At 44.2% G+C, this 25,034-nt stretch carries 20 protein-coding genes; 10 read left to right on the forward strand and 10 right to left on the reverse strand.

Annotated features, from left to right (window positions below; all coding sequences use genetic code 11):
* Window positions 1-30: 30 nt before the first annotated feature.
* Together K6Y31_RS17470 and glnA are read right to left on the reverse strand one after the other, a co-directional pair.
* Complete coding sequence (locus tag K6Y31_RS17470) at window positions 31-549, reverse strand: DUF4124 domain-containing protein (RefSeq protein ID WP_233054212.1); 519 nt, start codon at window positions 547-549, stop codon at window positions 31-33.
* A 138-nt stretch (window positions 550-687) separates the two neighbouring features.
* Window positions 688-2,097 carry a glutamate--ammonia ligase gene (gene glnA / locus K6Y31_RS17475; RefSeq protein ID WP_233054213.1) on the reverse strand — a complete coding sequence of 470 codons (1,410 nt, stop codon included), beginning with the start codon at window positions 2,095-2,097 and terminating at the stop codon, window positions 688-690.
* 620 nt (window positions 2,098-2,717) lie between these two features.
* Here glnA and typA point away from each other — a divergent pair.
* Window positions 2,718-4,541 (forward strand): translational GTPase TypA, encoded by a 1,824-nt coding sequence (typA, locus tag K6Y31_RS17480; protein WP_233054214.1) that lies wholly within the window; start codon window positions 2,718-2,720, stop codon window positions 4,539-4,541.
* Window positions 4,542-4,689: 148 nt separating this feature from the next.
* Here typA and pbpG read toward each other — a convergent pair whose 3' ends face one another.
* The 3 genes from pbpG to K6Y31_RS17495 all read right to left on the reverse strand — a co-directional run bounded on the left by pbpG (window position 4,690) and on the right by K6Y31_RS17495 (window position 8,064).
* Entirely contained in the window at window positions 4,690-5,577 is an 888-nt protein-coding gene (gene pbpG / locus K6Y31_RS17485; RefSeq protein WP_233054215.1) for a D-alanyl-D-alanine endopeptidase, read from the reverse strand.
* A gap of 115 nt (window positions 5,578-5,692) precedes the next feature.
* Window positions 5,693-7,006: a UDP-N-acetylglucosamine 1-carboxyvinyltransferase gene (gene murA, locus K6Y31_RS17490; protein WP_233054216.1), complete on the reverse strand. Its 1,314-nt coding sequence runs from the start codon at window positions 7,004-7,006 to the stop codon at window positions 5,693-5,695.
* Between the two features lie 191 nt (window positions 7,007-7,197).
* Window positions 7,198-8,064, reverse strand: coding sequence for a hypothetical protein (locus K6Y31_RS17495; RefSeq protein WP_233054217.1), 867 nt, complete (start codon window positions 8,062-8,064; stop codon window positions 7,198-7,200).
* A gap of 136 nt (window positions 8,065-8,200) precedes the next feature.
* Here K6Y31_RS17495 and K6Y31_RS17500 point away from each other — a divergent pair, with 136 nt between their 5' ends.
* Genes K6Y31_RS17500 through dtd form a run of 3 tightly spaced genes read left to right on the forward strand, consistent with a single transcriptional unit; the run spans window position 8,201 to window position 10,516 of the window.
* The gene (locus K6Y31_RS17500) at window positions 8,201-9,127 is read left to right on the forward strand and encodes a virulence factor BrkB family protein (protein ID WP_233054218.1); all 927 of its coding nucleotides are present in this window, start codon (window positions 8,201-8,203) and stop codon (window positions 9,125-9,127) included.
* Window positions 9,127-10,104, forward strand: a complete 978-nt coding sequence (gene pip / locus K6Y31_RS17505; protein ID WP_233054219.1) for a prolyl aminopeptidase — start codon at window positions 9,127-9,129, stop codon at window positions 10,102-10,104. The genes K6Y31_RS17500 and pip overlap by 1 nt, the downstream gene beginning before the upstream one ends.
* Entirely contained in the window at window positions 10,079-10,516 is a 438-nt protein-coding gene (gene dtd, locus K6Y31_RS17510) for a D-aminoacyl-tRNA deacylase (RefSeq protein WP_233054220.1), read from the forward strand. Before pip ends, dtd begins: the two co-directional genes overlap by 26 nt.
* 44 nt (window positions 10,517-10,560) lie before the next feature.
* Here dtd and K6Y31_RS17515 read toward each other — a convergent pair whose 3' ends face one another.
* Window positions 10,561-11,592, reverse strand: a complete 1,032-nt coding sequence (locus tag K6Y31_RS17515) for an acyltransferase (RefSeq protein WP_233054221.1) — start codon at window positions 11,590-11,592, stop codon at window positions 10,561-10,563.
* A gap of 63 nt (window positions 11,593-11,655) precedes the next feature.
* Complete coding sequence (locus K6Y31_RS17520) at window positions 11,656-11,964, reverse strand: hypothetical protein (RefSeq protein WP_427901913.1); 309 nt, start codon at window positions 11,962-11,964, stop codon at window positions 11,656-11,658.
* Between the two features lie 194 nt (window positions 11,965-12,158).
* Between K6Y31_RS17520 and K6Y31_RS17525 the strand changes: the two genes are divergently transcribed.
* Window positions 12,159-15,017: an insulinase family protein gene (locus K6Y31_RS17525; protein WP_233054223.1), complete on the forward strand. Its 2,859-nt coding sequence runs from the start codon at window positions 12,159-12,161 to the stop codon at window positions 15,015-15,017.
* A gap of 64 nt (window positions 15,018-15,081) precedes the next feature.
* On the opposite strand, the gene K6Y31_RS17530 is transcribed toward K6Y31_RS17525, so the two are convergent.
* The gene (locus K6Y31_RS17530) at window positions 15,082-16,086 is read right to left on the reverse strand and encodes a D-alanine--D-alanine ligase (protein WP_233054224.1); all 1,005 of its coding nucleotides are present in this window, start codon (window positions 16,084-16,086) and stop codon (window positions 15,082-15,084) included.
* Window positions 16,087-16,309: 223 nt separating this feature from the next.
* Between K6Y31_RS17530 and K6Y31_RS17535 the strand changes: the two genes are divergently transcribed.
* From K6Y31_RS17535 to K6Y31_RS17555, 5 genes are all read left to right on the forward strand, one after another.
* The gene (locus tag K6Y31_RS17535) at window positions 16,310-16,660 is read left to right on the forward strand and encodes a hypothetical protein (protein ID WP_233054225.1); all 351 of its coding nucleotides are present in this window, start codon (window positions 16,310-16,312) and stop codon (window positions 16,658-16,660) included.
* Between the two features lie 271 nt (window positions 16,661-16,931).
* The gene (locus tag K6Y31_RS17540) at window positions 16,932-17,195 is read left to right on the forward strand and encodes a YihD family protein (protein ID WP_233054226.1); all 264 of its coding nucleotides are present in this window, start codon (window positions 16,932-16,934) and stop codon (window positions 17,193-17,195) included.
* Window positions 17,196-17,297: 102 nt separating this feature from the next.
* The gene (ccoG, locus tag K6Y31_RS17545; protein WP_233054227.1) at window positions 17,298-18,722 is read left to right on the forward strand and encodes a cytochrome c oxidase accessory protein CcoG; all 1,425 of its coding nucleotides are present in this window, start codon (window positions 17,298-17,300) and stop codon (window positions 18,720-18,722) included.
* An 8-nt stretch (window positions 18,723-18,730) separates the two neighbouring features.
* On the forward strand, window positions 18,731-19,708 hold the full coding sequence (locus K6Y31_RS17550; protein ID WP_233054244.1) for a serine/threonine protein kinase: 978 nt from the start codon (window positions 18,731-18,733) through the stop codon (window positions 19,706-19,708).
* Between the two features lie 33 nt (window positions 19,709-19,741).
* Window positions 19,742-20,353, forward strand: coding sequence for a thiol:disulfide interchange protein DsbA/DsbL (locus K6Y31_RS17555; RefSeq protein WP_233054228.1), 612 nt, complete (start codon window positions 19,742-19,744; stop codon window positions 20,351-20,353).
* An 887-nt stretch (window positions 20,354-21,240) separates the two neighbouring features.
* Here K6Y31_RS17555 and K6Y31_RS17560 read toward each other — a convergent pair.
* Both K6Y31_RS17560 and K6Y31_RS22370 read right to left on the reverse strand, forming a co-directional pair.
* On the reverse strand, window positions 21,241-22,614 hold the full coding sequence (locus tag K6Y31_RS17560; protein WP_233054229.1) for a glycoside hydrolase family 18 protein: 1,374 nt from the start codon (window positions 22,612-22,614) through the stop codon (window positions 21,241-21,243).
* A gap of 847 nt (window positions 22,615-23,461) precedes the next feature.
* Window positions 23,462-24,973, reverse strand: coding sequence for a glycosyl hydrolase family 18 protein (locus K6Y31_RS22370; RefSeq protein WP_282560200.1), 1,512 nt, complete (start codon window positions 24,971-24,973; stop codon window positions 23,462-23,464).
* Window positions 24,974-25,034: the final 61 nt, after the last annotated feature.

Below are 25,034 nucleotides of genomic sequence, written 5' to 3' on the forward strand. Positions count from 1 at the left end.
ACATAGATGAAAAAGGTGATGTAGATCGAGCTAGAGTGATGCGCGGCGCAAATGTACGGTAATTATTTCTGATGATGCAATTATCTTGCCGTTTTTATCAATAAGTTGAACTTGTAAGCTATGGCTGCCACGATCGATATTCGTCGCAAGTAATGTGGTAGTTTGGTGCTTTTCACCCACAGGTGTGCCATCAATCAACAACTGTAAGCTTTGACCATCTTCAAAGGCTGGGGTGATATTGGTTACCACACTGATATTACCAGTATTATCAATAATCGTGCTGTCGTGCTCGGGAGAAGTAATGCTAGCTTGATACTTAGTGTTGGATTTTTCGGCGATGGGTGCAGGTTTTGCGCTAGTGATGCTGGTTGAAGGCGCGGGAATCTTATGGCTTGGAGAGATATTAATGCGTACTTTTTCGGCGCCATTAATATTTTTATCTGAATAATGAACCACACCTTTTTTATCAACCCATCGATAAACATCATCCGTTTCATTAGCTTGAAGAGATAGGGTTAAAAAACTGAGTAGTAAAAATAGGTATTTCATGTGTTGGTTGCATCCTTTCTGCGTATGGCTCAGTTTCTCTTATGCACAAAAATAAGGCAAGCTAGCAGTTGATACAAATGTGACTAAGACAAAAAAACCCGCTAAAAAGCGGGTTTATATTCAACTTAATACTGTCTCTTATACAGAGTAGTAAAGTTGGTATTCTAGTGGGTGTACTTCCATGTTTACTTTCTCGTGCTCTGCGCCTTTAAGGCCGATGTAAGCATCGATGAAGTCATCAGAGAATACGCCGCCAGCAGTTAAGAACTCACGGTCTTTATCAAGCGCAGCTAGCGCCTCTTTTAGTGAGTAAGCAACTTGTGGGATTGCTAGCGCTTCTTCAGCTGGTAGATCGTAAAGATCTTTATCCATAGCATCGCCAGGGTGGATCTTGTTTTTGATACCGTCAAGGCCAGCCATTAGTAGCGCAGAGAACGCTAGGTACGGGTTAGCTGTTGGATCAGGGAAACGTACTTCAATACGACGCGCGCGTGGTGAAGGTACTACTGGGATACGGATAGAAGCAGAGCGGTTACGTGCAGAGTATGCAAGCATCACTGGTGCTTCAAAACCTGGTACTAGGCGCTTGTACGAGTTAGTAGAAGCGTTAGTGAAGGCATTGATCGCGCGAGCGTGCTTGATGATACCACCGATGTAGTAAAGTGCCATTTCAGATAGGCCGCCGTATAGGTCGCCTGCGAAAAGGTTTTTACCGTCTTTTTGTAGAGACTGGTGCACGTGCATGCCGCTACCGTTGTCACCAACAAGTGGCTTAGGCATGAAAGTAGCTGTTTTACCGTAAGCGTGCGCTACGTTATGAACAACATACTTGTAGATTTGGATTTCATCAGCTTTAGATACTAAAGTGTTGAAACGACATGCGATTTCGTTTTGACCTGCAGTTGCAACTTCATGGTGATGCGCTTCAACAACTAAGCCCATTTCTTCCATGATTAAACACATAGCAGAGCGGATGTCGTGTGAAGAGTCAACAGGTGCTACTGGGAAGTAACCGCCTTTAACGCCTGGACGGTGACCGGTGTTACCGTCTTCGTATTCTTTACCGGTGTTCCATGCTGCTTCTTTGTCGTCTACTTTGTAGAAAACGTTGCCCATGTCAGTACCGAAACGTACGTCATCAAATAGGAAGAACTCAGGCTCTGGACCCACTAATACTTCTTCAGCGATACCTTCGCTACGCATGAAATCTTCAGCGCGACGAGCGATAGAGCGAGGGTCACGATCGTAACCTTGCATTGTGTCTGGTTCTAGGATGTCACAACGGATGTTTAGTGTTGTTTCGTCTGTAAATGGGTCAAGCACAGCGGTAGATGCGTCAGGCATCATTACCATGTCAGACTTCTCGATGCCTTTCCAACCTGCGATTGAAGAGCCGTCGAACATTTTACCTTCAGTAAAGAAGTCTTCGTTTACCTGATGGTGAGGGATAGAGATATGTTGCTCTTTTCCTCGTGTATCAGTGAAACGTAAATCTACGAATTTAACATCATGCTCTTTGATTAGAGCTAATACGCTTTCTGCGGACATGCTTTATAACCTCCGGTGTCATCAATAATGATGGCTTGTAGTAAATAGACAAACTAACTGGTTTTGCTTAATGCTAAAAGCGTGCCAAATTTGTCGTCCCTTGCAAATCGGGCTTTAAGGTGACTTTTAAAGTCAATCTTAAACGATATTTGCTCCAAAATGGTGCGTTGTTGGATCTTTATGGTGCAAGATGTTCTCACCGCGCAATTTGGGCTGGTTATTAATAACAGATGGTGCTCGGTTGAGCAATTCAGACCCATTTAGTTAAGCAGTAAATTATTAAATTAATGTGTAATAGCTATTTATTGAGCTAATTTGGGATAAATCGCTGGTTGGGCTGTTTAGAACGGCAATAGCGAGCTTGAATGGTGATTGATTTTGTTGATTCTGCTGTATTTCTGCTGTTAATAAGTTACATACTAGCGATATAAACTTTAGAAACGGACTAAAAAAGTCGCTTTCTGCTACCAAATAAATAAATTTAATCCCTAAAGGGGCTGTGAATCCATCAATTTTTTGCTTTGTTATGAAATGTGATCGCATTAAAACTATTTTATTTGACAATTGATCTATACAATAACGCCGAAAATTTATCCAAACCAATTTTGAGGCACTAAGCTGTGTTAGAAAAATTAAGAAATATCGCAATCATTGCGCACGTTGACCATGGTAAGACAACTCTGGTTGATAAATTGCTTCAACAATCTGGCACTGTAGTGACCCGTGGCGACGCAGAAGAGCGAGTAATGGACTCGAACGATCTTGAAAAAGAACGTGGTATTACCATTCTTGCAAAGAACACTGCTATCGAATGGCATGATTACCACATCAACATCGTAGATACTCCTGGACACGCCGATTTCGGTGGTGAAGTAGAGCGTATTCTATCTATGGTTGATTCTGTATTGCTTTTGGTAGACGCTGCTGATGGCCCGATGCCTCAAACTCGTTTTGTAACACAAAAAGCATTTGCCCAAGGTCTTAAGCCTATTGTTGTTATCAACAAAGTCGATAAGCCAAGTGCTCGCCCTGATTGGGTAGTTGACCAAGTATTCGATTTGTTTGATAACTTAGGTGCAACCGACGATCAATTAGATTTTAAAATTGTTTATGCATCGGCATTAAACGGTTTTGCGACGTTAGACCTTGATGAGCCATCAGAAAACATGGAACCTTTGTTCCAAGCTATCGTTGATAACGTATCAGCACCCGATGCGGATCCAGATGGCGCATTCCAAATGCAAATTTCACAGCTAGATTACAACTCATACGTGGGCGTAATCGGTGTTGGTCGTGTTTCTCGCGGTAAAGTGAAAGTAAACCAACAAGTGACTGTAGTTGGTGCAGACGGTAAGAAGCGTAATGGTAAAGTAGGACAAGTATTAGGTTACTTAGGCTTAGAGCGTCATGACGTTGAAGAAGCGCGTGCTGGTGATATCATCGCAGTATCTGGTTTAGGTGAGCTGAAAATTTCTGACACTATCTGTGACCAGAACAACGTTGAAGCCCTACCAGCCCTTACTGTTGATGAACCAACAGTAACGGTAACATTCCAAGTAAACAACTCTCCGTTTGCTGGTAAAGAAGGTAAGTACGTTACTTCACGTAACATCCTTGAGCGCCTAAACAAAGAGTTAGTGCACAACGTAGCACTGCGTGTTGAAGAAACTGAAGATCCAGATAAATTCCGTGTTTCGGGCCGTGGTGAACTTCACTTAGGTATCTTGATTGAGAACATGCGTCGTGAAGGTTACGAGCTAGCGGTTTCTCGTCCAGAAGTTATTACCCGTATGGAAGATGGTCAACTACAAGAACCTTATGAAACCGTAACGATCGACGTAGAAGAAGAACATCAAGGTTCTATCATGGAGCAAATTGGCTTACGTAAAGGTGAGCTAACCAACATGTCTCCAGATGGTAAAGGCCGTATTCGTATGGACTTCCTGATCCCGAGCCGTGGCTTAATCGGTTTCCAAACTGAATTTATGACGCTAACCTCTGGTTCTGGTTTGATCTACCACACCTTCGACCATTACGGTCCACACAAAGGTGGCATCATAGGTCAACGTAAGAACGGTGTATTGATTGCTAACGCAACGGGTAAAGCGCTAACTAACGCAATATTCAACTTGCAAGAGCGTGGCCGCATGATGGTTGAGCACGGTACTGAAGTTTACGAAGGCATGGTTATTGGTATTCACAGCCGTGAAAACGACCTAACCGTTAACGCCCTGAAAGGTAAGCAGCTAACTAACGTTCGTGCTTCTGGTACCGATGAAGCGCAAGTGTTAACGCCGCCAATCAAAATGACGTTAGAGCAAGCGATGGAATTCATCGATAACGATGAGCTAGTAGAAGTGACGCCTGAGTCAATTCGTATTCGTAAGCGTTACCTGACTGAAAACGAGCGTAAGCGTATGTCTCGTGCACCGAAAGATGCATAATTAGCGCTAAGCGATAGTGTTTATTAAAAACCGACTAATTAAGTCGGTTTTTTTATGTCTGCTATTCGCCAAGTATGAAAAAGAGGCTAATTCAGTTTAAATAAAAACGGCCTCAGTTAGGCCGTTTAAAGATGAGAAAAAGGACGAATTAGTCAGCCAATAATTGCGCTAATTGTTGTCGTTGATACTGTTTTGCTGAATTGCTAATGTTGCCGCTGTTACCTGTTTCTAACCATTTTTTAATGCGGGCCGCGTCGCCAACTGGGGTACGCTTACCGTAAGAATTTAGCATCACCACCACCATTTGTTTACCTTTTAGCTTAGTGACCATGACAAGGCAGCGACCCGCTTCATTAAGATAGCCAGTTTTACTTAGGCTAACCTGCCATTTATTACCGCGCACCAGAACATTAGTGTTGGTATAACCAAGTACATATCTGGGTTTGCTAAAGTTAGCTGTGTGAGTGGCTGTGGTGCTGTATTTTCGGATCAGGGGGTAATTATAAGCGGCAGTAACCAGTCGACTTAAATCTCGAGCGGTTGACTGATTAAGGGGTGACAAACCGGTCGCTTCCACAAACTGGCTACGCTCCATGCCTAGCAGCTTTGCTTTGGTATTCATTGCCTTAACAAAGGCGGTATAGCCGCCGGGGTAGGTCGCGCCTAATGCCGCAGCGGCTAAGTTTTCTGACGACATTAGCGCCAAGCGGATCGCTTCGCCGCGGCTGATTTGTGAGCCGGTTCTGATCCTTGAGTGGCCATATTCAATCAGTGCCCGATGATCTTTAGTGAAGGTGATTTTTTCTTTTAACGATTGGCCCGAATCCAATATCACCATGGCGGTCATTAATTTAGTTATTGAGGCAATCGGCATTAGCGTATCAGCATTTTTAGCGGCAATGGTTTTACCCGTTTTGTAGTCGGATACATAGGCACTGACCGAGGCTAATTGTAATTTGTTCGGGTTGGGCGCTGCGTGTGCCGAAAATGAGAACAGTGAAAATATGCTTAAGCCGATAAACAGATAACGAAACAAGGTGTGCGCCCCTAGGTTAATAAAACGCTGAGCTTTTCATACTTCAATAAGGCTGACAAGATCTAGTCAGCCTTTGCACAGATTATTTCGTCCCTCGGTGAGCGGGTTTACATTTTTAACCACACAATGATAGTAACGGAGCTGCGATAGCTTGGTTGGTCGCAACGGGGTGATGACTACGTTTAATGGTCGCGCCCAAAGTGGCGAACTTTCCGATCAGGTTTTGGTAACCGCGGTCTAAGTGATGGATATCTGAAATTTCTGTGTAATCGGATGCGATTAACCCTGCGAGTATCAGCGCGGCGCCGGCGCGTAAGTCACTGGCTTTAACCGGAGCACCCGACAAATTAGGTGTTCCGATAATGCAGGCAGTATTACCTTTAACGCGGATATTTGCGCCAAGGCGGCATAATTCAGCGACATGCTGGAATCGATCTGGGTAAATGGTATCGGTCACTTGTGAGACGCCCGTTAAGCTCACACACAGCGCCATCCATTGAGGTTGCAAGTCGGTAGCGAATAGCGGATAGGGTCCGGTTTTAATTGAAATAGGTTGGAGCGCGCGTTGCTGGGCATCAATGGTAATACTGTCATCTTCACAGCAAATCAAGGTCCCCGTTGCGGTTAAGCTATCGATAAGGGCAGTTAGGTGTGCTGGTTGCACCTGTTTAACGGTCACCTTACCTTGAGTGATTGCACCAGCGATTAAGTAGGTTCCTGCTTCAATGCGATCAGGAATGGCATCGATTGTTGCAGCCTTTAGTTCTGTCACTCCCTCAATCACTAAGGTACTGGTGCCTTTGCCAAAAATTTGCGCGCCCATGGCATTGAGTTGATCCACTAAATTGTCTATTTCTGGCTCAATAGCGGCATTAAACAAACGCGTTGTGCCATCGGCTAATACTGACGCTAGTAATAAATTGACTGTCGCGCCGACCGACGAGATTGAAAAAGTAAAATCGGCCCCTTGAAGCCTGCCTGCATGGGCGTGAATATTACCGTGAGAAAGTTCGACCTTAGCGGACAGTGCCTGCATACCAGCAATATGCAAATCCACTGGCCTTGGCCCCCAAGCACAACCGCCGGGCAGTGCAACACTGGCTTGCCCAAGACGAGCCAGTAACGGGCCAAGTACATAAATGGATGCGCGCATTTTGGTTACCAAATGGTACGGCGCCTGATAACCATCGCACTCCCGGGTGTCAATAGTTAGGCTTGAGTTTTGATGCTCAACCTTTGCACCAAGATAGCGCAACACCTCTGCCATGGTATTGACGTCATCAAGTTGTGGCACGTTATTGATAATCGAAATGCCGCGACACAGTAGGGTGGCAGCCATAAGAGGAAGCACGGCATTCTTGGCGCCGGAAATAATGACATCACCTTGCAGTGATTGGCTAGTGGGTACTTGATAAATTTCTTTCATCATATTAGCTCTGATTAATTAAACGGTATTAATAACTTAACCCGTTAATCTGGCAATATCTGGGAGCAAAAATGACGAATTGTGGCAAGTTTTTAAAGCGGGGAAAAATTAGCCCTGAGCAGGATGCTACAGGGCTAATTAAATCGAGTGTGTGGTTCAAAGGTTAAGCGTGTCGCCTCTGTCCACTATCGTGCTTAAATTGCTTTCCACACTAAGGCTTCATCACCTAGTTGTGTTGCTAATGAGCGTTGCTCAAAGGTACCATTGTTATCTTCGTCAAGCGATAACACATAGCTAGCGCCTTGCATTTCAATTTTAAGGGTACTGTTTTCGCCTTGAATTAATAAGGCTTGCTCTTGCATGGCAAGTGATACTTCACCGTGTACGCTATGCTTGATGGAGCCACTGGCTGCCGTTGGCAGTGAGGCACCATTGGCGTAGGCTAATTTAACGTTGTTACTTTCAGTGGTGAAACCACTTTGGTTTTCTTCACGCTTTAAGTTTTGTTCTGTGGTAAAAGTAGCAGTCGCTGTGTCAATAAATTGCATTGAGAAAGTGCCGTTCAGAGTATCATCTAATGCTTGGTAATTGTTATTGGTGTTGGCTGCCATTTTTACGTTAAGTGCTTTGTAGCTGATTTTGACGAGCGGAGCGCTTGTCTGTCCCGTCATAGAGAAGTCAAAGCCACCGTTTAGGGATAAATCATCATTAACTTCACAGCCATGAAAGGTAACCGACATATTGCTGTCGCTGGTCGAGCTGTAACTCATGCTGCCAGTTTGCGGGCAACTTTCTGAACCACTCGCACTGCGTGCTTGTGAGCTTGTTGCTAGCCCCTGTATTTGTTTAAACAAATTAAACGAACTTGAGCTTAGATTGCCATTGGTTAATACCGCTTTGCTAAGTGCTTTAGCGTTAGTGGTCGAAATAGTTGCTTTGGTTACAACAGGTGTGGGTTTTGATGTTGCTACATCATTGCCACCACCGCCACCACCGCCACATGCAGTTAAAGTGGCTAAAGGAAGTGCGACACAGATAAGCGATTTGTTAATAGATAACATATTGGAAAGTTCTCAGTTGAAAGAAAAAAATCCATTATACTTAATGGGATAGCTTTTTAAGTGACATTGTTTTGATTTTATGTTTGATGTCAAAATTTGGCTCATGTTGATGCGTTTGATTATTAGGGAGGGGTGAATGCAAAGAACACGCAAGCATTACCAACAACTGCTTGTTTTATACGGGCGACACGTCTTAGCGTTTTTTACTCACCTATTTTATCGTTCTCGAGAGGATAGGGTTAAAGTCACCGCGGGCTATCTTGCTTACGTCACTTTATTGTCACTGGTTCCGATGTTGGCGGTGGTGTTCTCGGTGATGTCGGCATTTCCTGTGTTTCAGGAAATGCAGGGATTAATTGAAGATTTTGTTTACAGTAATTTTGTGCCTGCGGCGGGTGATGCAGTGCGGGAAAACCTGAGCGGATTTATTGCTAACACCAGCAAAATGACGGCAATGGGGATCGCCGCTTTAATGGTCGTCGCATTGCTGTTGATTTCGGCCATTGATCAAAACCTTAATCATATTTGGCGGGTGAAAAAAAAGCGTAATATTGCCAGCGCCTTTGCGATGTATTGGATGGTATTAACTTTGGGGCCTGTGATCGTCGGCTCGAGTATTGCGATGAGTTCGTATGTGGTATCGATGAATTTTATCACCGATCCGGACTTAATTACTCATGGGCAAAAGATGTTAGCGCTGTTGCCGCTATTGATTTCGACGCTAATGTTTTTAGGTGTTTATACTTTAGTGCCTAATATTAGAGTAAAGGTTCGTCACGCTATTGTTGGCGCACTGGTGGCGGCAATATTGTTTGAGCTGTCGAAAAAGGGGTTTGCTTTTTATATCACACAATTTCCTTCTTACGAGGCGATTTATGGCGCGCTGGCCGCCATTCCTATTTTATTCGTTTGGGTTTATTTGAGCTGGACCATCGTGTTATTTGGTGCTGAATTTACGGCTGCATTAGGTGATTATCCCGGCTTAACGGTACTTGATAAAAAGCAGCCAGCGGCGTCAAATGATTATGTTGAGAAGCCGCCGATTGAATATAAGGACGAATAATGAAAACACTTTACCCTAACATTCAGTGCTATGCGCAATACCAAGTGCCTGTGAGTGAAGCTCATACTTTATACGTTGAAGAATCTGGCAACAGTAACGGCATTCCTGTGCTGTTTATCCATGGCGGCCCTGGCTCAGGCAGCAGTGCTGATAGTCGTCGATTTTTTGATCCTGAGTTATATCGAATAGTGGTATTTGATCAGCGCGGTTGTGGCCGCTCAACGCCCCATGCGGAGTTAGAAGATAACCATAGCCAAGCGCTGGTGGCCGATATTGAGGTGATTCGCCAGTATCTTGGAATTAATGCTTGGCTACTATTTGGTGGCTCTTGGGGCAGCACGTTAGCGCTTTTATACGCACAAGCCTATCCTGAGCGGGTAACGGGGTTGATATTGCGCGGTATTTTCTTATCTCGCCAGCAAGATTTTAATTGGTTATACCAACCTGACGGCGGTGCCGCGCAAGTATTCCCCGATTACTATCAAGAGTTTGCTGCGCCGTTAGGGCATGAATTAGCAACCCAGAATAGGCTAGGACAATACTACTCATTATTAACCTCTGATAATGAGTTAGAGCGCTTAGCCGCAGCGAAAGCGTGGTGTATTTGGGAAGGGCGCATTAGTACTTTACATGCTAAAGAGGATGTCGCAGACATTTATGGTGAGCCGCACCTAGCGCTCTCCATGGCGCGCATATCAGCTCATTACTTTATTAATAACAGCTTTATTGAACAGCCGATATTAACGCAAATGGCAAAAATAGCGCACTTGCCAGCCATGGTGATCCATGGCCGATACGATATGGTGTGCAAGTTAGAAAATGCCACCAGTTTGGTTGAAAATTGGCCTAATGCGCAGCTGCAAATTGTGCCGAATGCTGGTCATAGCGCAATGGAAACAGGTATGATTGACGCCCTGTGTAAAGCAACTTCAGCCATGGCTAAAATTATATATGATCGCTCTCATTCAACGAGTTAGCAGTGCTAGCGTCACTGTAGAACAAAATATCACCGGAGAGATTGGCCAAGGCTTATTAATCTTACTTGGCGTTGAAAAAGGCGATGATGCCGCCAAAGCCAAACGTTTGTGTGAAAAGGTACTTGGCTATCGCGTGTTTAGTGATGAGCAAGGCAAGATGAACTTGAATGTGCAGCAAGTGGGCGGCAGCGTGCTAGTGGTTTCTCAGTTTACCTTAGCCGCGGACACCAAAAAAGGCACACGGGCAGGCTTTTCTCGTGGCGCCGATCCCGCCGACGCAGAGCAGTTATATGATTTGTTCTCTGACTATTGCCGTCAAACAGGCATTAACACCCAAAACGGCGTGTTTGCCGCAGATATGCAAGTGCAGCTTAACAATGATGGGCCGGTTACTTTTTGGCTTCAAGTTTGAGTGCTGAGTTCTGCGCTATAGTGGCTCAACAATATTGAAGCACGTTATGGCACCAGTCCTTTTAAAATGGGTAGCTTGGCCAAAACTATGGTCGCTAACAGAGATATAGTAAGCACGCAAATGGTCAACGCAGGAATGGCCAACCAGTTGCTAGCAAAAAAATCATAGTAGCCATTGCTTATTTCTCGTACCGGAATGAGAAACAATGGGTGAATTAAGTAAATACCTAAGCTGTACTTGGATACTAAACTTACCCATTGACGCCACCTTCCAGTAATACGCTCCCCATAGGTTTGTGCTAGCACAAACAACATACCTGCAATGATCACCGTATTTAGGCTTTTATAGCCCATGAAAAAGATATGATATTTTCCATGTTCGTGGCTTAAGTGCCAAGTGCCAAAGAAGTTAAAGGCTAGCATCCCTAAGCCTGCTGCGAGCCAAAGTGGCAATTCGGCGCGATTATCACGATTGAACAAGTACCAGCCCAGTAATAGATAGCCAGTATAAAGCAGTAAGTTTTGTTGTAAAAAGCTCTCGACTTTTAACCAATTCATTAGTGTCAGCAGTAGCCAGGCAGCTAGTATTAGTTTGAAGCGCTCTGGACTCATTACTCGTAATAGCGGAATTAATAAAGGGATAACAAAGTACAAGGGAATAAAATCGTAGAAAAACCAAAGGTGGTACCAAACAGGAGTATTCGTAGCGGCCTCAATTAAGCCTGTGGTTTTATGTGCTTGCCAACCGTTATCAGTAAAGCCGCCGACTAAGGCATAGATAAGGCTCCAAATTAAAAAAGGAATGGCCACTTTAGCGAGGCGACGATGTAAATAGTAGCTACAATCAAACTCGCGCTTATCTGAGAGGAGCAAAGCCCCACTAATCAGCATAAACACAGGCACAGCCCAGCGCGTTAGACTGTTAATACCTGCTGCTGCGAGCCATTCCAATTCGGGGATCTGACCATATAGGTAGCGCCATGGCCCTAAAACATGGATTGCGACCACCGCAAAAGCGGCGCCGCAGCGCAATAAATCAAGATAAAAAATACTTGGACGCATGGCTGTAGCGGTCATAACTTAACTCAATTTAATGGCTGGAAACGAAAACTAGAGCCTCAATTTTAACCCATGACCGAATTATCTTGTTAATATTTCTACTATTTCACGCGTGTTTTTGATTATCTTAACTACATCGTTTTCGATCTCCACCCATTCATAAATATCGTCTTTTTTGCCCGGACGTTTAATGCCATAGTGATATAGATCAAGGTCAAGAATCTCGCCTCGGCGTAGTTTTTTTTGCCAGCCGGGAGGCAGCTCGTCACCTCGAGCGACTTTCTTTTCAAGTCCCGGCGGTAGGCTTTTTTCATGCTTGTCATTTTTTGCCTGAGTGAACCCGACAAAAGACAGCGCGACGATAAGCGTAACAAAGCGCATTTTTATCATATTCATAATATAGCTCAACCCTATTGAAAGAAAGGCCAGTACTCAGTGCCTCTACCTTGAGAAAAGCATGGCATAGCCGCACGCTTTGCACGAATTAAACTTGTTTAATTTTATATCCACTTGAGCTGCAACCATTTTGCGATAACATAGTCTTAATCCATCGTATCGATGTTTTTCATAACGAGGTTTGCTCTATGAGATCTACTCTGGCATTTTGTCGCCGTCTTATTATTTTATGTATTGTTGTTATCGCGCCCCTTCATGCGCAAGTGATCACCAGTCCCAATGACGATCGCGCTTATCAAGTGATTACCTTAGATAACCAGCTTGAAGTGCTATTGGTGTCGGATCCTGAAGCGAAAAACAGTGCCGCCACTATCGCAGTGCCAGTGGGTAGCATGCACAACCCTGACAGTCAGTTAGGCTTAGCGCATTACCTTGAACACATGTTGTTCTTAGGCTCCGAGCGGTACCCGGAAATTAATGACTACAGTAAATTTATGCGCCTCAACGGTGGTTATACCAATGCTTATACCGCACAAGATAAAACGGTTTATGGTTTTGAAGCCAATGATAAAGTGTTTGCGCAAGCGCTAGACCGTTTAGGTGATGTGATGCGCGCGCCGCTGTTAGATGAGCATTATGCCGATAAAGAGCGCAGCACAGTCAATGCCGAACAACAAACCTATAAGGGCCAAGATGCGCGTAAGCTTTATGCGTTAGAGCGCTTTACCCTAAACCCTAATCACCCTATGTCACGTTTTAGCACGGGTGATTTAAATACCTTAAAAGACAAGCCGGGCAGTAAGTTACAAGATGAGTTGGAAGCCTTTTTTAACGCCTACTATAGTGCCAATCTAATGAAAGCGGTGTTGTACGGGCCGCGTGAGCTAGCAGACTTAGAAAAACTGGCCAAGCAATACTTAACGCAAATTCCAAACCGTCAGGCTGAGCAGCCAAAAATTTTGCCGCCTTTGGTGACGGCAAATGAGTTAGGTATCCAAGCGAGCCTGAAGCCGAGTTCAGAAATAAAAGTGCTCAAAATGAGCTTTGTGATGCCGAGTGTCGCAGAGTTTTATCCTTATAAGCCGGGACATTATGTGTCGCGCATCTTAGGATCCGATCGCGTGGGTAGTTTGTCTGACTACTTGCAAAAGGCCGGGTTAATCGAAGCCTTAATGGCCGGTTTTGACGATAACTACGGGCCTGATGACAGTGGCTTAACGGTGCAATTTCAGCTGACGGATGCCGGCCTTAAGCAACAAGATAAAATTATCGCTGCGACTTTTGCTTACATCGATTTAATTAAGCAACAAGGTGTTAATGAAGCGCAATATCATGCCTTAGAGCAAAGCCTAAAGAACAGCTTTGCTTACTTACCAAAAAGCGCAGGCTTTAATTACAGCATGTCGCTGGTGGCGAATATGCTGATGCTGCCAACGGATGAGATCATCTATGCTGGTTTTCGTTTAGATAGCTTTAATCCAGAGTTAGTGCGGCAAGTACTGAGTTACTTAGCGCCTGAGCGGGTGCGCTTATTGGTGGCTCACTCGGGTGTGGTGGGTGACCAAGTGATGGTGTCTTATGGTGATAGCTACAAGGTAGAAAAAATTCAGTCGGACCGAATGGATAAATGGCGCAAGCAAGCGACTGATTTAATGAAACAAATGCATTTGCCTGAAGGAAATCGCTGGTTACCGGAAGATGAAACCATTGTTAAGGCCGAGCATCAAGATCAAGCGGTTGAATTGGTTAAGGCGCCGGGTCTGTCTTTGTGGTTTAAGCAAAGCGAATATTATCAAGAGCCCAAAGGCAGTATTGCGTTAGAGTTAAATAACAACCTGCTGGACCAATCTGCGCAACAACGCATGGCGGGGGCGATCCTAAATGTGGTGCTTGCGAAGCAGTTGGTGGGTCTAAGTTATGAAGCTGGTGAAGCCAATCTTTCGATCAATGCTAGCACCAGCGATGGTTTGATGTTGACCACGGGCGGCTTTACCGATAAACAAGGTGAACTCATGCTTACTTTGATGGATACGGTGAAGCAAGCCACCTTTACCCAGCAAGCGTTAGATTTAGCAAAAATAGAAATTCGCCGTCAGATTGAAAACAAGCTGAAAGGCCCGACGATGTCGTTGGCGTTTGCTGAATTTCGTAACTTGGTGCGCCTGCCAGCTTGGTCTGATCAAGACTTGTTAGCAGCTTTAGATAAGGTGACCTTGGCTGAGTTGACCAAATTGCGCAATGATATGTTTAGCCAAAGTGGCATAAGAATGCTGGTGTTGGGCAATTTCACCTCTAAACAAGCTATCGCTTTACAACAAGAAGTGGTTAAGCGGGCGCCGGTTAACGCAAAGTCGTTTTATAAACTCACACGGGTGAAGCCAGAAGCTAAGCGCCGCGTTACTTGGTCTGCTGCCAGTGAAATGGGCGATGCTGCATTAGCGTACATTTTTGTGTCGACCAAAGCTGGCGAGGCAGGGCAGGTGCAGGCTGAGTTACTTAATAAAATTGCTTATTCAGACTTTTACGACTTGATCCGCACGCAAGAGCAATTGTCTTACTCTCCTTTTACCGCGAGCTTTCCGATTGATGATTACGCTGCGTTTGGTTTGTTTACGCAAAGTCCAGAGCAAGGACCGAAACATTTACAGCAGCGCTATGAATATTTTGTGCAGCAATTTGCGAAAAAGCTTGCCGGTTATGATCAAGCTGAGTTTGATAAGATCAAGCAAGCCTATATTGCTAACTTCCAGCAAAAGCCAAGTAATCTAGATGAAGAGTTTGGTTATATGCAGGGGCTGTGGAGTGAACATAAAGCCGACCTAAATAGCAAGGCGCAGCGCTTAGCATTAATCGAGCAAACCACCTTGAAACAGGTTCAAGACTTGTTTAAAGACATGGTGCTGGGATCGAATAATGAGCAATACTTGATCCAAGTGCGTGGTAGCCAATTTTTAGACTCGCCACTAGGTGAACTGAAAGGTTCAATGGATATTCCGGATTTGCGTACTTGGCAAGCAAAAGTGAAGGGGCAAAGTGGCACTCAATAGTCAGCCATGAAATACTAAATTTTAGCGCTCAAGGGATACTTGAGCGCTAACGCTTATTTAATGCCTAAGAATATGGCACTGCGCGTTTTATAATATCCCACAAGTAGTCACTAAATTGATGGCCGTGATTTGCCAACATTTGCGGGAACATTGACGTTTTGGTCATACCCGGGAAAGTGTTGATCTCATTCAATAAGATCTCTCCTTCCGTAGTGAGGAAGAAGTCAATTCGTGATAAATGACGTAACTTCATGCCTTTAAATACAGTGATCGCATAAGCCTGCATTTGCGCTATTTGTTCAGCCGTTAGATTTTGCGCGGCTACTTGAGTCAGCGAATGGCTGTCAGCGGCGTATTTTTCCTCATATGTATAGAAGGTGTTATCAGGGCAAATAATCTCGCTTGGTACGGTAGCAATCACTTCACCTTGGTACTCGTAAGCGGCAATTTCTAGTTCGCGCGCCTTAATGGTTTTTTCGACCAGTACATAGTCTGAAAAAGTGAAAGCTTGACTGAGCTTATCTGATAATTCTGATTTATCGTTAACCGCGTAACATCCCACTGATGAGCCTTGTGAAGCAGCTTTAATAAATACGCTGCCCCAATTATCAAACGCTTGCTCCACTTGATTTAACGTATCCGCGTTGAGCTCGGTCAGAAATAATGACGGCGTATTGGCCACACCCAGCGCATCAAACCACATTTTGGAACTTATTTTGTTAAAACACAGATTGTTTGCTTCAGGGCCACAGCCTAGGTAGGGCAGTTTAATCAGTTCAAAATAGGATTGGATGGTGCCTGTTTCACCCGGGTAGCCATGGATACAAGGAATAACAAAATCAATAGCAATCGCTTCACCTGAGCTCAGTAGCAGTTGCTTGTCCATATTTAGCTGACAAGGAGCTTGTTGGCTATCCAAAAATTGTCCGGTTTTGCTAATGACGACTTGTTGCAGGCTAATTTCTGGTCGTTGTGATAATTGCTGTGCAATAAAACTAGCTGAACGCAGTGAGACTTCGTGCTCTGAGCTTTCACCGCCTGATAGCAGTAATACGTTTATTTTGTTCATGTTCACCTTTTCTCAATCACAACATTGAATAGCATCTTTGGCCGTCACGCTCGATATCGACAACAGCTTTGAAGCAGGATTTTACCTGTCGCGCTGAATACTGGCTAGCCTTTGCGTGAGTAAAGTGAGATGTGTTGACCGAGATAGCAGAGTGGCGCAATTTTTTTAGTATATCGCGCAAGATTACGTTAAATTAGGGTGATTGTTTAAAGGATTTTATACCATGACGGCAGCTTGGCTTCAGCGTTCCGCCTATTTGTTATCAGTAACCATGTTATTGATGACTCTCGCTGCCTCATCGTCTGCTCAGGTTAATGCTAATGGCGTCTTAGTTTGTAGTCAGGCGGGGTTTTACAGTGTCAGTGTAGCGGATGATGGCTCGACTCAAGCGGGCTCATATTGCCCACTGTGTGTGACTGGCGCCTTTGTTTTCCTGCCGTTACAACACCCTACTTTTGGTAAGAGGTTGGCTGCTTCTTACCTTGCTTGGCAACGTTTGGCTGCGTTGCCTGCTGTCGCTCCAACATTTTCAATGTGGCCTTTTACTCGCGCCCCACCATGGGTTACGAGTTAGTTTTGGTCAAATTGAGGACCGGCAGGGGTGGCCCCCTTGTCGGTTAAGTTTATTATTGATTCTGCTGTTTATTTCTCCTTATCTAATCAAAACCGCCATAATTCATGTTGATGCAAATGCAGTTGAGTATGTTTCTGTTAATATATGTAACATCTCTTACCGCCTACCTTGGGATTTGGTATCACCAAGTAAAGATAGCGGGCAAAGTCAAAGTTATCGCTAAGTTGAAAGCTTAAAATATCCACTGTTAGAATAATTTTTTGGAGTGATTATGCAGTGCCACCGTGTTAATGAAGTGATTGAATTACTACAACCTTACTGGTTAAAAAATGCCGAGTTAAGTTTGGTAGAAGTACTGACCCAAATAATGAAAGAGGCTGGATATGAAGGGGAGCTAGAAGCTGTTCCTGACGACTTAATTATCTATCACTTAAAAATGCTGAATAGCCCTGATGGTGAAATGATCCCAGGAATTAAAAAAGACTGTGAAGATGATTTTAAAACGGCGCTGTTAAAGGCACGTGGTTTAGCTTAATGGTTTAATTTTTTGTAACACCAATAATGGTCGCTAAAAAAATCAATAAAGCCATTATTGCAACATGAGCAGTGTTTATAGATGCTATATAAGGTGTGAGTAATGGATCGCAAAATAGACGTCAAAGATATCTCTGACAAAGTAAAGCCAGGACGTAAAACCCACAAAGCCAGTGTTGATAGGTTTGACCCCAGTAGCACTATTTATGTGCGCAGTGTAAAAGGGGTTTATCAGCGTTTAAGAAAATTTATGGGCTGGTTTTTATTACTCTTATTCATTGTATTGCCATTAATTCCTTGGGATGGGCATCAGGCAATTTTGTTTGATATAGAGAATAACCGCTACCATATTTTTAACCTGACTATCTTTCCACAAGATCTCACGTTACTGGCTTGGATTTTTATTATTGCTGCCTTTGGCTTATTCTTCTTTACCACTTATTTGGGGCGAGTTTGGTGTGGCTATACTTGCCCACAAACGGTCTGGACCTTTATTTTTATTTGGTTTGAAGAGCTGTTTGAAGGTAAAGCGAATAAACGCAGAAAGCTAGATGAATCGCCCTGGAACGGCAATAAAATATGGCGTAAAGCGGCCAAACATGCCTGTTGGTGGTTAGTGGCGTTGATGACAGGTCTCGCTTTTGCCAGTTACTTTGTGCCAGTTTATGAACTTTATACTTCGTTTTTCACCTTAAGCGCGAGTTTTGCGCTGACCTTTTGGGTGCTGTTTTTTTCTACTTGTACCTACATAAATGCCGGCTGGATGCGCGCGATAGTGTGTACTCACATGTGCCCGTATGCCCGTTTCCAATCAGCGATGTTTGATAAAGATACCTTTATTGTTGGTTATGATGCGAAACGAGGCGAGTCGCGTGGTCCGCGCTCACGTAAGGCTGATCCCAAGGAGCTAGGCTTGGGTGATTGTATTGATTGTGATTTGTGTGTGCAGGTATGCCCAACCGGTATCGATATTCGTGATGGTTTACAGTACGAGTGTATTAACTGCGGTGCATGTATTGATGCCTGCGACCAAACCATGGAGCGCATGGGTTATGAAAAAGGCCTGATTGCATACACCACTGAGCATAAATTGACGGGAGCAAAAACCGATATATTGCGACCGAAAATTATCGGATATGGTGTGGTGTTGTCTCTGATGTGTGGCTTGTTCGTTTGGAACTTGCTGACCATCAAAGCCATTGGTTTTGAAGTATTACGGGATCGTAACGCGCTTTATCGTGAAACTAATGAAGGCCTAGTAGAAAATGCCTACACCTTTAAAATAATTAATAAAACCATGGAAGAGCAAGAATATAACTTGTCGGTCACTGGTTTACCTGAGCCGGTTTGGTCTGGCCCTACGGCGATCAGAGTGGCTCCAGGGGAAGTGTTTACACAGCCTGTTAGTATTGCGGTAGATCCTTATGAGTTAGATAAGTCTATTTTAACAATCCAATTTACGGTGCAAGATACCGACAGTGACGAGCAAATTCAGCAAGAAAGTCGTTTCTTTAGCGGTGGTCGCTAATGACGCTAATGGTCGATTTTGCTTATTCGGCATTAACGCCTGATTTGATTTTAGATGCCATCGAATCGGTTGGCATCTATCCTGAGTCGGGCTTACTGGCGCTCAACTCCTATGAGAATCGCGTCTATCAGTTTCGTGGCGAGGGACTGACTCGTTACGTCGTCAAATTTTATCGCCCAGAACGCTGGAGTCGTGAACAAATACAAGAAGAGCATGACTTTAGCTTTGAGCTTGCCGAAAGCGAAATCCCTGTGGTGGCACCAATGCGTTTCAACGGCGCAAGTTTATTAGAGTATAAGGGCTTTCTCTTTAGTATTTTCCCCAGTGCGGGAGGTCGCGAGTTTGAGGTTGATAATCTAGAGCAGCTAGAGTGGGTCGGCCGCTTTATGGGGCGTACCCATCAGTTGGCAAAAGCGACCCATTTTCAGCATCGGCCGACTATCACGACACAGTCTTATTTACACGAGCCACGCCAAGTATTGTTTGATTCTGGGTTTATCCCAGACTATTTACATGCTTCATTTTTTACTGTGTTAGATCAGTTGATTGCAGAATGTACTCGCCAGTATCAACCTAAATCTTTAACTCGTCTACACGGTGATTGTCATCCCGGTAACATTCTTTGGCGTGATGGCCCGATATTTGTTGATTTAGACGACAGTCGGATGGGGCCAGCAGTGCAAGACTTGTGGATGATGCTGTCTGGCGATCGCCAAGAACAGTTATTGCAGCTGGATGTACTACTTGAAGGTTATAGCGAGTTCTGTGAATTTGATAATGATGAATTATCGTTAATAGAGCCGCTGCGCGCTATGCGTATGGTGCATTATATGGCATGGTTGACAAAACGTTGGCAAGACCCTGCTTTCCCACATAATTTCCCTTGGTTTAATACCTCGCGTTACTGGGAAGATCAGGTGTTGGCGCTAAAAGAACAACTGGCACAATTGAACGAGCCTGCGCTCTCATTACTGCCGCATTACTAATTTGAAACATGGATGATTCAGAAGGAAAATAAAATGAAAAAATACCTATTGATGTTGGCTGCATTAGTGATGTTGCCATTAAGTTCGCAAGCAGCAAAATATGAAGAAGGCACGCATTACGAAATCGTTAAAGAAGTTGGCACTAAGCAGCCTGAAGTGCTCGAGTTTTTCTCTTACTTTTGCCCCCATTGCTATAAGTTTGTTCCTTTTATGAACGAGATTAAAAAGCGTGCACCTGAAGGGGTTAAGTTTAAGCAAAATCATGTGGAGTTCTTAGGCAGTGATATGGGCCCTGAAATGGCGCGCGCATTTGCGGCGGCCGAGCTGCTTAAAGTAGAGCCAGAGTTTTCAGCTGCGATGTTTGCTGCTATCCACGACCAACGTCGCCCTATGACTAGTCGTGATGATATTAAAGCGGTATTTGAAGAGATTGGCGTGGAAGGAGCAAAATTTGATTCCGCAGCTAATAGCTTCCCAGTAAACGGCATGCTTAAGCAGATGCAACGTAACACCGAAGCATTTAAAATTCGTGGTACACCTGCTGTAGTGGTTAACGGTAAGTATCTAATTAAGTCTGGCTCAGTACGCAGCATTGAAGAATATTCTGCTTTATTGAATTACTTGCTTGCCCAAGTTGAAAAGTAAGCGTCACCGCGTTCTAACGAACCGCCTTCGGGCGGTTTTTTTATGTCTGTTACTACGATATGGGCGACCGGCTAGTAAGGTGAATGTTAGAAAGCTCAGAACAAGGTACCTTCAACACTGTTAAGCGTGACCCATAGCAAGAACCAAGCATTACATTATTCAATTTAATGAAGAGCTTGGCTATCGGGAATCCGGTTTCAAAGTCATCGATGAGGGTGAGCATCGTATTAGTTTTCTATGGAAACTAATTAGCCCTAGTTTGGATAATCAGAATAGTATATTTTTACTACAAAAACGCGGTGGATATATCCCTATACGCTTTGCGTTTTCATCCCTGAAAACGAAATTTTGCAGTAAAAACATACTGTATCCTTTCGCAATAAGCTTAAGCAAAACTGAGCTTAATTAACCCGAATTCTGGATAAGCCAGCAGCATTTTTTCACAAAAACAGCCAATAGACACAAACAAGAGCTCGTAAATAAAAATTATATCTATAGCTGGGTCAATGAGAGCTTTAGGCGATGTCTATTGTTGGGAGAGTTGCTGAAGATAAGGGCGTCAGAACGGGTATAAAAAATCCTTTTCCGGTGAATGGGCCTACAGCGAGGGTAATGGGTGCGACTGGGAGGGATTAGTGGTTGTTAAAAAATCCTTTTCCGATGAATGGGCCTACAGCGGGGGAAATGGGTGCGACTGGGAGGAATTAGTGGTTATTAAAAAATCCTTTTCCGGTGAATGGTCCTACAGCGGGGGTAATGGGTGCGACTGGGGGGGATTAGTGGTTGTTAAAAAATCCTTTTCCGGTGAATGGGCCTACACCGGAAAAGGGCTCCTGGGATCAAATAGGGAGCAAAGTATAGCAATGAGGCAAAAGCCTCACGTAAAGCTATTTGGTTTTATGACCTAGGCCTTTGTTCATGGCGCGAAGTAGTGAACCGTCATCTTGGGTTATTTCCCAAGAGAAGATACCGCCGTAGCCTTGGTCAAGGACGAATTTACCTTTAGCTTCGATTGAGCGAGGGTCATCAAAGCTGATAAATGCGCCAGTGTTCTTGTTGTAAACGTAAGGAGCTTCAGCTTCTTCGTCATAGCCGTATTGGTAACCATTTTGGTCAACAAACTTTTTCATAATATCTTTATAAGAGAAGTAACCAGGCTCTCCTGAGCCATCGGTATGGGCTTTGCCTTCTGTCCCGCTTTCTGGGAATTGTTCAGGCTTATCCCATTTCGCGCCTTCCCAGCCGCGACCGTAGAAGGCCGCGCCTACCACTAGCTTCTCTTTAGGGACACCCGCGTTTTCTAGGGTTTTAAGCATGTTGTCTACGCCCATGCCCCACAATGTATCTTTCGTCGCGTGTAGGTTGGTTAAATGGCCAACCTGAGGGCCCCAACCGCCAAAGAAATCGTAAGTCATGGCATATACATGTGTCATGTATTGTTGCGCTTCAGCAAAGTTGATAGCCGCCACCTTACTTACCGAGCCGTTTACCGCCGCAGACAGCTCATATTCACGACCGGTTTTTTTGCTTAATTTATCTAACTCGGCACGAAGCTCTTTCATTAATAGAGTAAATACTTCACGTTCATGGGCTTTTTCTGCTTCAGTTAGTGAATTACCACGCCAACTAACGTGTGAGTTATCTTCACCACCAGGGTATTCCCAGTCAATATCAATGCCACCAAAGAAATCATACTTAGCGATTAACTCAACCGCTGTTTTAACGAAGGTTTTACGCCCTTCTTCTGATTTGGCCATGGCGCGGAAAGGCTCCGACATAGTCCAACCGCCAAAAGAAGGTAAAATAACTAGATCAGGATTTTGCTGGTGGATTTTTTTAAGCTCACCAAAGTGACCATAATATTCTTGTGGTTCAGGCTTTTTATCAAAGCGGACATCGAGAGCCGCTTCACTATCGACGATTGTGGCTGTAAATGGTTCTTTACCTTTACAGTTTTCTTCAATCATTTTTTTAAGTCCGTCATTCACATAGGTATGAGGAGCACACATTGAAAGAAAGGCGTAGATGACATGCGTTAGGTTTTTAGCCGGCAGATTGCGAACAGTGTAGATGTCACCTTGTAGTTTCCAATCAGGGAAATAACTGGCAACGACTTTACCTGATGTATTTGGCATGACTTTATAAGGTTTGGCTTTTGGCGCTTGTACGTAGCGATGATTTTCAGTGGTATCGGCTGCAGCACTGGTAGCGGTTGCCGCTAGAAATAAGCTGCTGAGTAGCGATAGTTTAAAAGTATTCATCTATTCGGGCTTCCTTATCAATATCATCCAATTAATGAAGACTCCATGTTGTCAGATAGCTGTTGTGAATAATAGCTGTGGCATATAGTCACTTCATAAATAGAAGAGTATTTTTTTTTAAAACAATCTCTTACGCTGTTTTCCATGAGGGGGATTTCTCACCGACGGATCGCGGTTTAATGCTTTTGTGATCGAGCTTACTCTTTTTCAGCGCCTAGCGTAATTCGCCGCAGTTTCGAGCGCTTTAAGAACGCTTGATGGTCATGATTTAGCTGCGTAATTAGTCATGGAAACAGTCCTTTTTATCTATGAGTTGAAATTGCTTATCTTTAAAAAACAGTGTTTTAACTTATTTTTGTGAGGGAGGGGGTCATGTTGTATTGATCGTTTTAAATTTTGAAATTGTCGCCCGTATAAGGAGTGATTGCTTTGTTTTTTCTTTGTAAAAGGCCATTTGGTAAGACTCGCTAGCCAGTATGATGATGCTCATACCAATTTGGTGAGCTATGCTGTTTGGTGACTCCCCGTTCAGACTTACAAGGTTCCAACTCTTAGTTGGACAAACAAGTCGTTGCTTTGGTAAGCACCGTTATGCTTTTGATTAGAGGTGTTTTGTGATGACTAAGCCTCAGTTCGATTTAAGGCATACGTAACATTGGCCGTATTTCAGAAAGAATGAGACAAAGTGTATTGGCGTTTATCTGTTGCGATCGCTTCGTTAAACGCACCCCAAGTTCAGGTATAGCTGTATGATTTTGATAGCTGATTATTAGGTAGGCTTAGTTAAATGTAAGCAATAAAAAACGGAAGCAGAAGCTTCCGTTTTGATATGTCTAAACTGGTGTGATTATAGTTTCTTCCAAGGTCCCCATTGAGCAACACCTGGTTCTTCACCTTGGGTCCACCATTTAGCTTCATACTGGTTGCCTTTATAGCTTACCTTGTCGCCTGACAGGTAAATACTAGTGGCGAGCCAAGCATCTTGCGGTGGTTGGCTAGGTTCAATAGTTGGCTCTGCAGTTGGCGCAACAGTTGGTGCAATGGTCGGAGTAACAGTCGGAGTAACAGTCGGAGTAACAGTCGGCGCAATTGTTGGCTCAGCTGTAGGTGCAACAGTTGGCTCTGCAGTTGGCGCAATAGTTGGGGTGATTGTAGGCTCAACGCCTGATATTAATTCCCATGGGCCCCATTGAGTGGTGCCAGGTTCAGTGCCTTGGTTCCACCATTTTGCTTTGTAGGTGTTGCCATTGTGAATTACCGTATCACCAGACAAGTAAACAGATGATGCAATCCAGCCATCATTAGGCTCAACACTTGGTGTGACCGTTGGCTCTACTGTTGGAGTAATCGTTGGTGCGATTGTAGGAGCAATGGTCGGGGTAACACTTGGCTCTACCGTTGGCTCAATGGCGGTACCGCATTCGCCAGTACTCAGGTTATTAATGACTTCGTCCATTGCTGTTAACAGAGAGTATTGGTTAGGGGCGTCTTGAGTGAGCTCCCAATTCATAATACCGCCCGCTTGAGCAAGTGCGAGTTTGGTTTTCTCTTTGATAAGTGGAATTCCGTTGTAGTGTCCACCACCAGACAAATCACGACAAGCTGCACTTGGATCGGCTGCTACGATGTCACGGTATTTCTGCCAAGTCGGGCGAGCATAAAAAGGCACACCGAGAACAATTTTTTCTTTTGCTAAGCCACGGCCAGCCCAGTAGTTGATTGATTCGACTGCAACTTGGTATGTTGAATGATTGCTATTGTTTGCGTCATAAGCCATTAAATTAAGAAAATCAATGTCTTCGAATACTTCTGTTTCAACGCCTGCACCGGTATTACCATAGGCAACTACCGCAGCAGTTAAAAATTTACCTTGTGGTTTAAGTGCTTTACTTAACTCGTCCATTAGTAGCGTGTAGCGTTTTGCACTTTGACCTGGATCGGGATATTCCCAGTCCATATCAACACCGTCTAAATCGTATTGGTTGATGAACGCCATTACATTGCTGATAAAGTTTGCACGCGCCGTCGGGTTAGCTGACAGCGTTTCAAAGGCGGAATCGTTGCCGCCATTCCAGCCACCGATAGCAATACCCACTTTTACATTTTCTGCATGAGCACGACTGACTAGGTCGATTAAGGTTTGCGGTGCATCAATTGGCTTTAAAGAGCCGTCAGCATTAGGTAAAAGGAATGAGTAGTTAATGTGGGTTAATTTTTCGTACTGCACTTCAGCAGTTGAACCCTGCCAAGAAGGGAAGTAACCAACAACTTTAAAATCGGCTGCACTGGCTGCGACTTGTGCTGACGCGCCGAGGATAGAGGCAAACGCGACCGCTTGCGCTAACTTTTTTAGTTTCATAATAACGTTCCTTGTTATGTTGTGTTCCTTAGCAATCCGTGCCAAGAAGTCTCATCATTGC

The organism is Motilimonas cestriensis (genome assembly GCF_021295315.1).
Taxonomy (GTDB): domain Bacteria; phylum Pseudomonadota; class Gammaproteobacteria; order Enterobacterales; family CBDFNC01; genus Motilimonas; species Motilimonas cestriensis.

Bases quoted from the DNA above. Each gene is read 5' to 3' on its own strand.
- glnA (WP_233054213.1), bottom strand. From the start codon at position 2,097: ATGTCCGCAGAAAGCGTATTAGCTCTAATCAAAGAGCATGATGTTAAA.
- K6Y31_RS17535 (WP_233054225.1), top strand. From the start codon at position 16,310: ATGACGGCAGCTTGGCTTCAGCGTTCCGCCTATTTGTTATCAGTAACC.
- K6Y31_RS17495 (WP_233054217.1), bottom strand. From the start codon at position 8,064: ATGTTATCTATTAACAAATCGCTTATCTGTGTCGCACTTCCTTTAGCC.
- K6Y31_RS17470 (WP_233054212.1), bottom strand. From the start codon at position 549: ATGAAATACCTATTTTTACTACTCAGTTTTTTAACCCTATCTCTTCAA.
- pip (WP_233054219.1), top strand. From the start codon at position 9,127: ATGAAAACACTTTACCCTAACATTCAGTGCTATGCGCAATACCAAGTG.
- K6Y31_RS17500 (WP_233054218.1), top strand. From the start codon at position 8,201: ATGCAAAGAACACGCAAGCATTACCAACAACTGCTTGTTTTATACGGG.
- K6Y31_RS17520 (WP_427901913.1), bottom strand. From the start codon at position 11,964: ATGATAAAAATGCGCTTTGTTACGCTTATCGTCGCGCTGTCTTTTGTC.
- murA (WP_233054216.1), bottom strand. From the start codon at position 7,006: ATGATGAAAGAAATTTATCAAGTACCCACTAGCCAATCACTGCAAGGT.
- K6Y31_RS17530 (WP_233054224.1), bottom strand. From the start codon at position 16,086: ATGAACAAAATAAACGTATTACTGCTATCAGGCGGTGAAAGCTCAGAG.
- K6Y31_RS17550 (WP_233054244.1), top strand. From the start codon at position 18,731: ATGGTCGATTTTGCTTATTCGGCATTAACGCCTGATTTGATTTTAGAT.
- ccoG (WP_233054227.1), top strand. From the start codon at position 17,298: ATGGATCGCAAAATAGACGTCAAAGATATCTCTGACAAAGTAAAGCCA.
- dtd (WP_233054220.1), top strand. From the start codon at position 10,079: ATGATCGCTCTCATTCAACGAGTTAGCAGTGCTAGCGTCACTGTAGAA.
- K6Y31_RS17540 (WP_233054226.1), top strand. From the start codon at position 16,932: ATGCAGTGCCACCGTGTTAATGAAGTGATTGAATTACTACAACCTTAC.
- K6Y31_RS17515 (WP_233054221.1), bottom strand. From the start codon at position 11,592: ATGACCGCTACAGCCATGCGTCCAAGTATTTTTTATCTTGATTTATTG.
- K6Y31_RS22370 (WP_282560200.1), bottom strand. From the start codon at position 24,973: ATGAAACTAAAAAAGTTAGCGCAAGCGGTCGCGTTTGCCTCTATCCTC.
- K6Y31_RS17560 (WP_233054229.1), bottom strand. From the start codon at position 22,614: ATGAATACTTTTAAACTATCGCTACTCAGCAGCTTATTTCTAGCGGCA.
- K6Y31_RS17555 (WP_233054228.1), top strand. From the start codon at position 19,742: ATGAAAAAATACCTATTGATGTTGGCTGCATTAGTGATGTTGCCATTA.
- K6Y31_RS17525 (WP_233054223.1), top strand. From the start codon at position 12,159: ATGAGATCTACTCTGGCATTTTGTCGCCGTCTTATTATTTTATGTATT.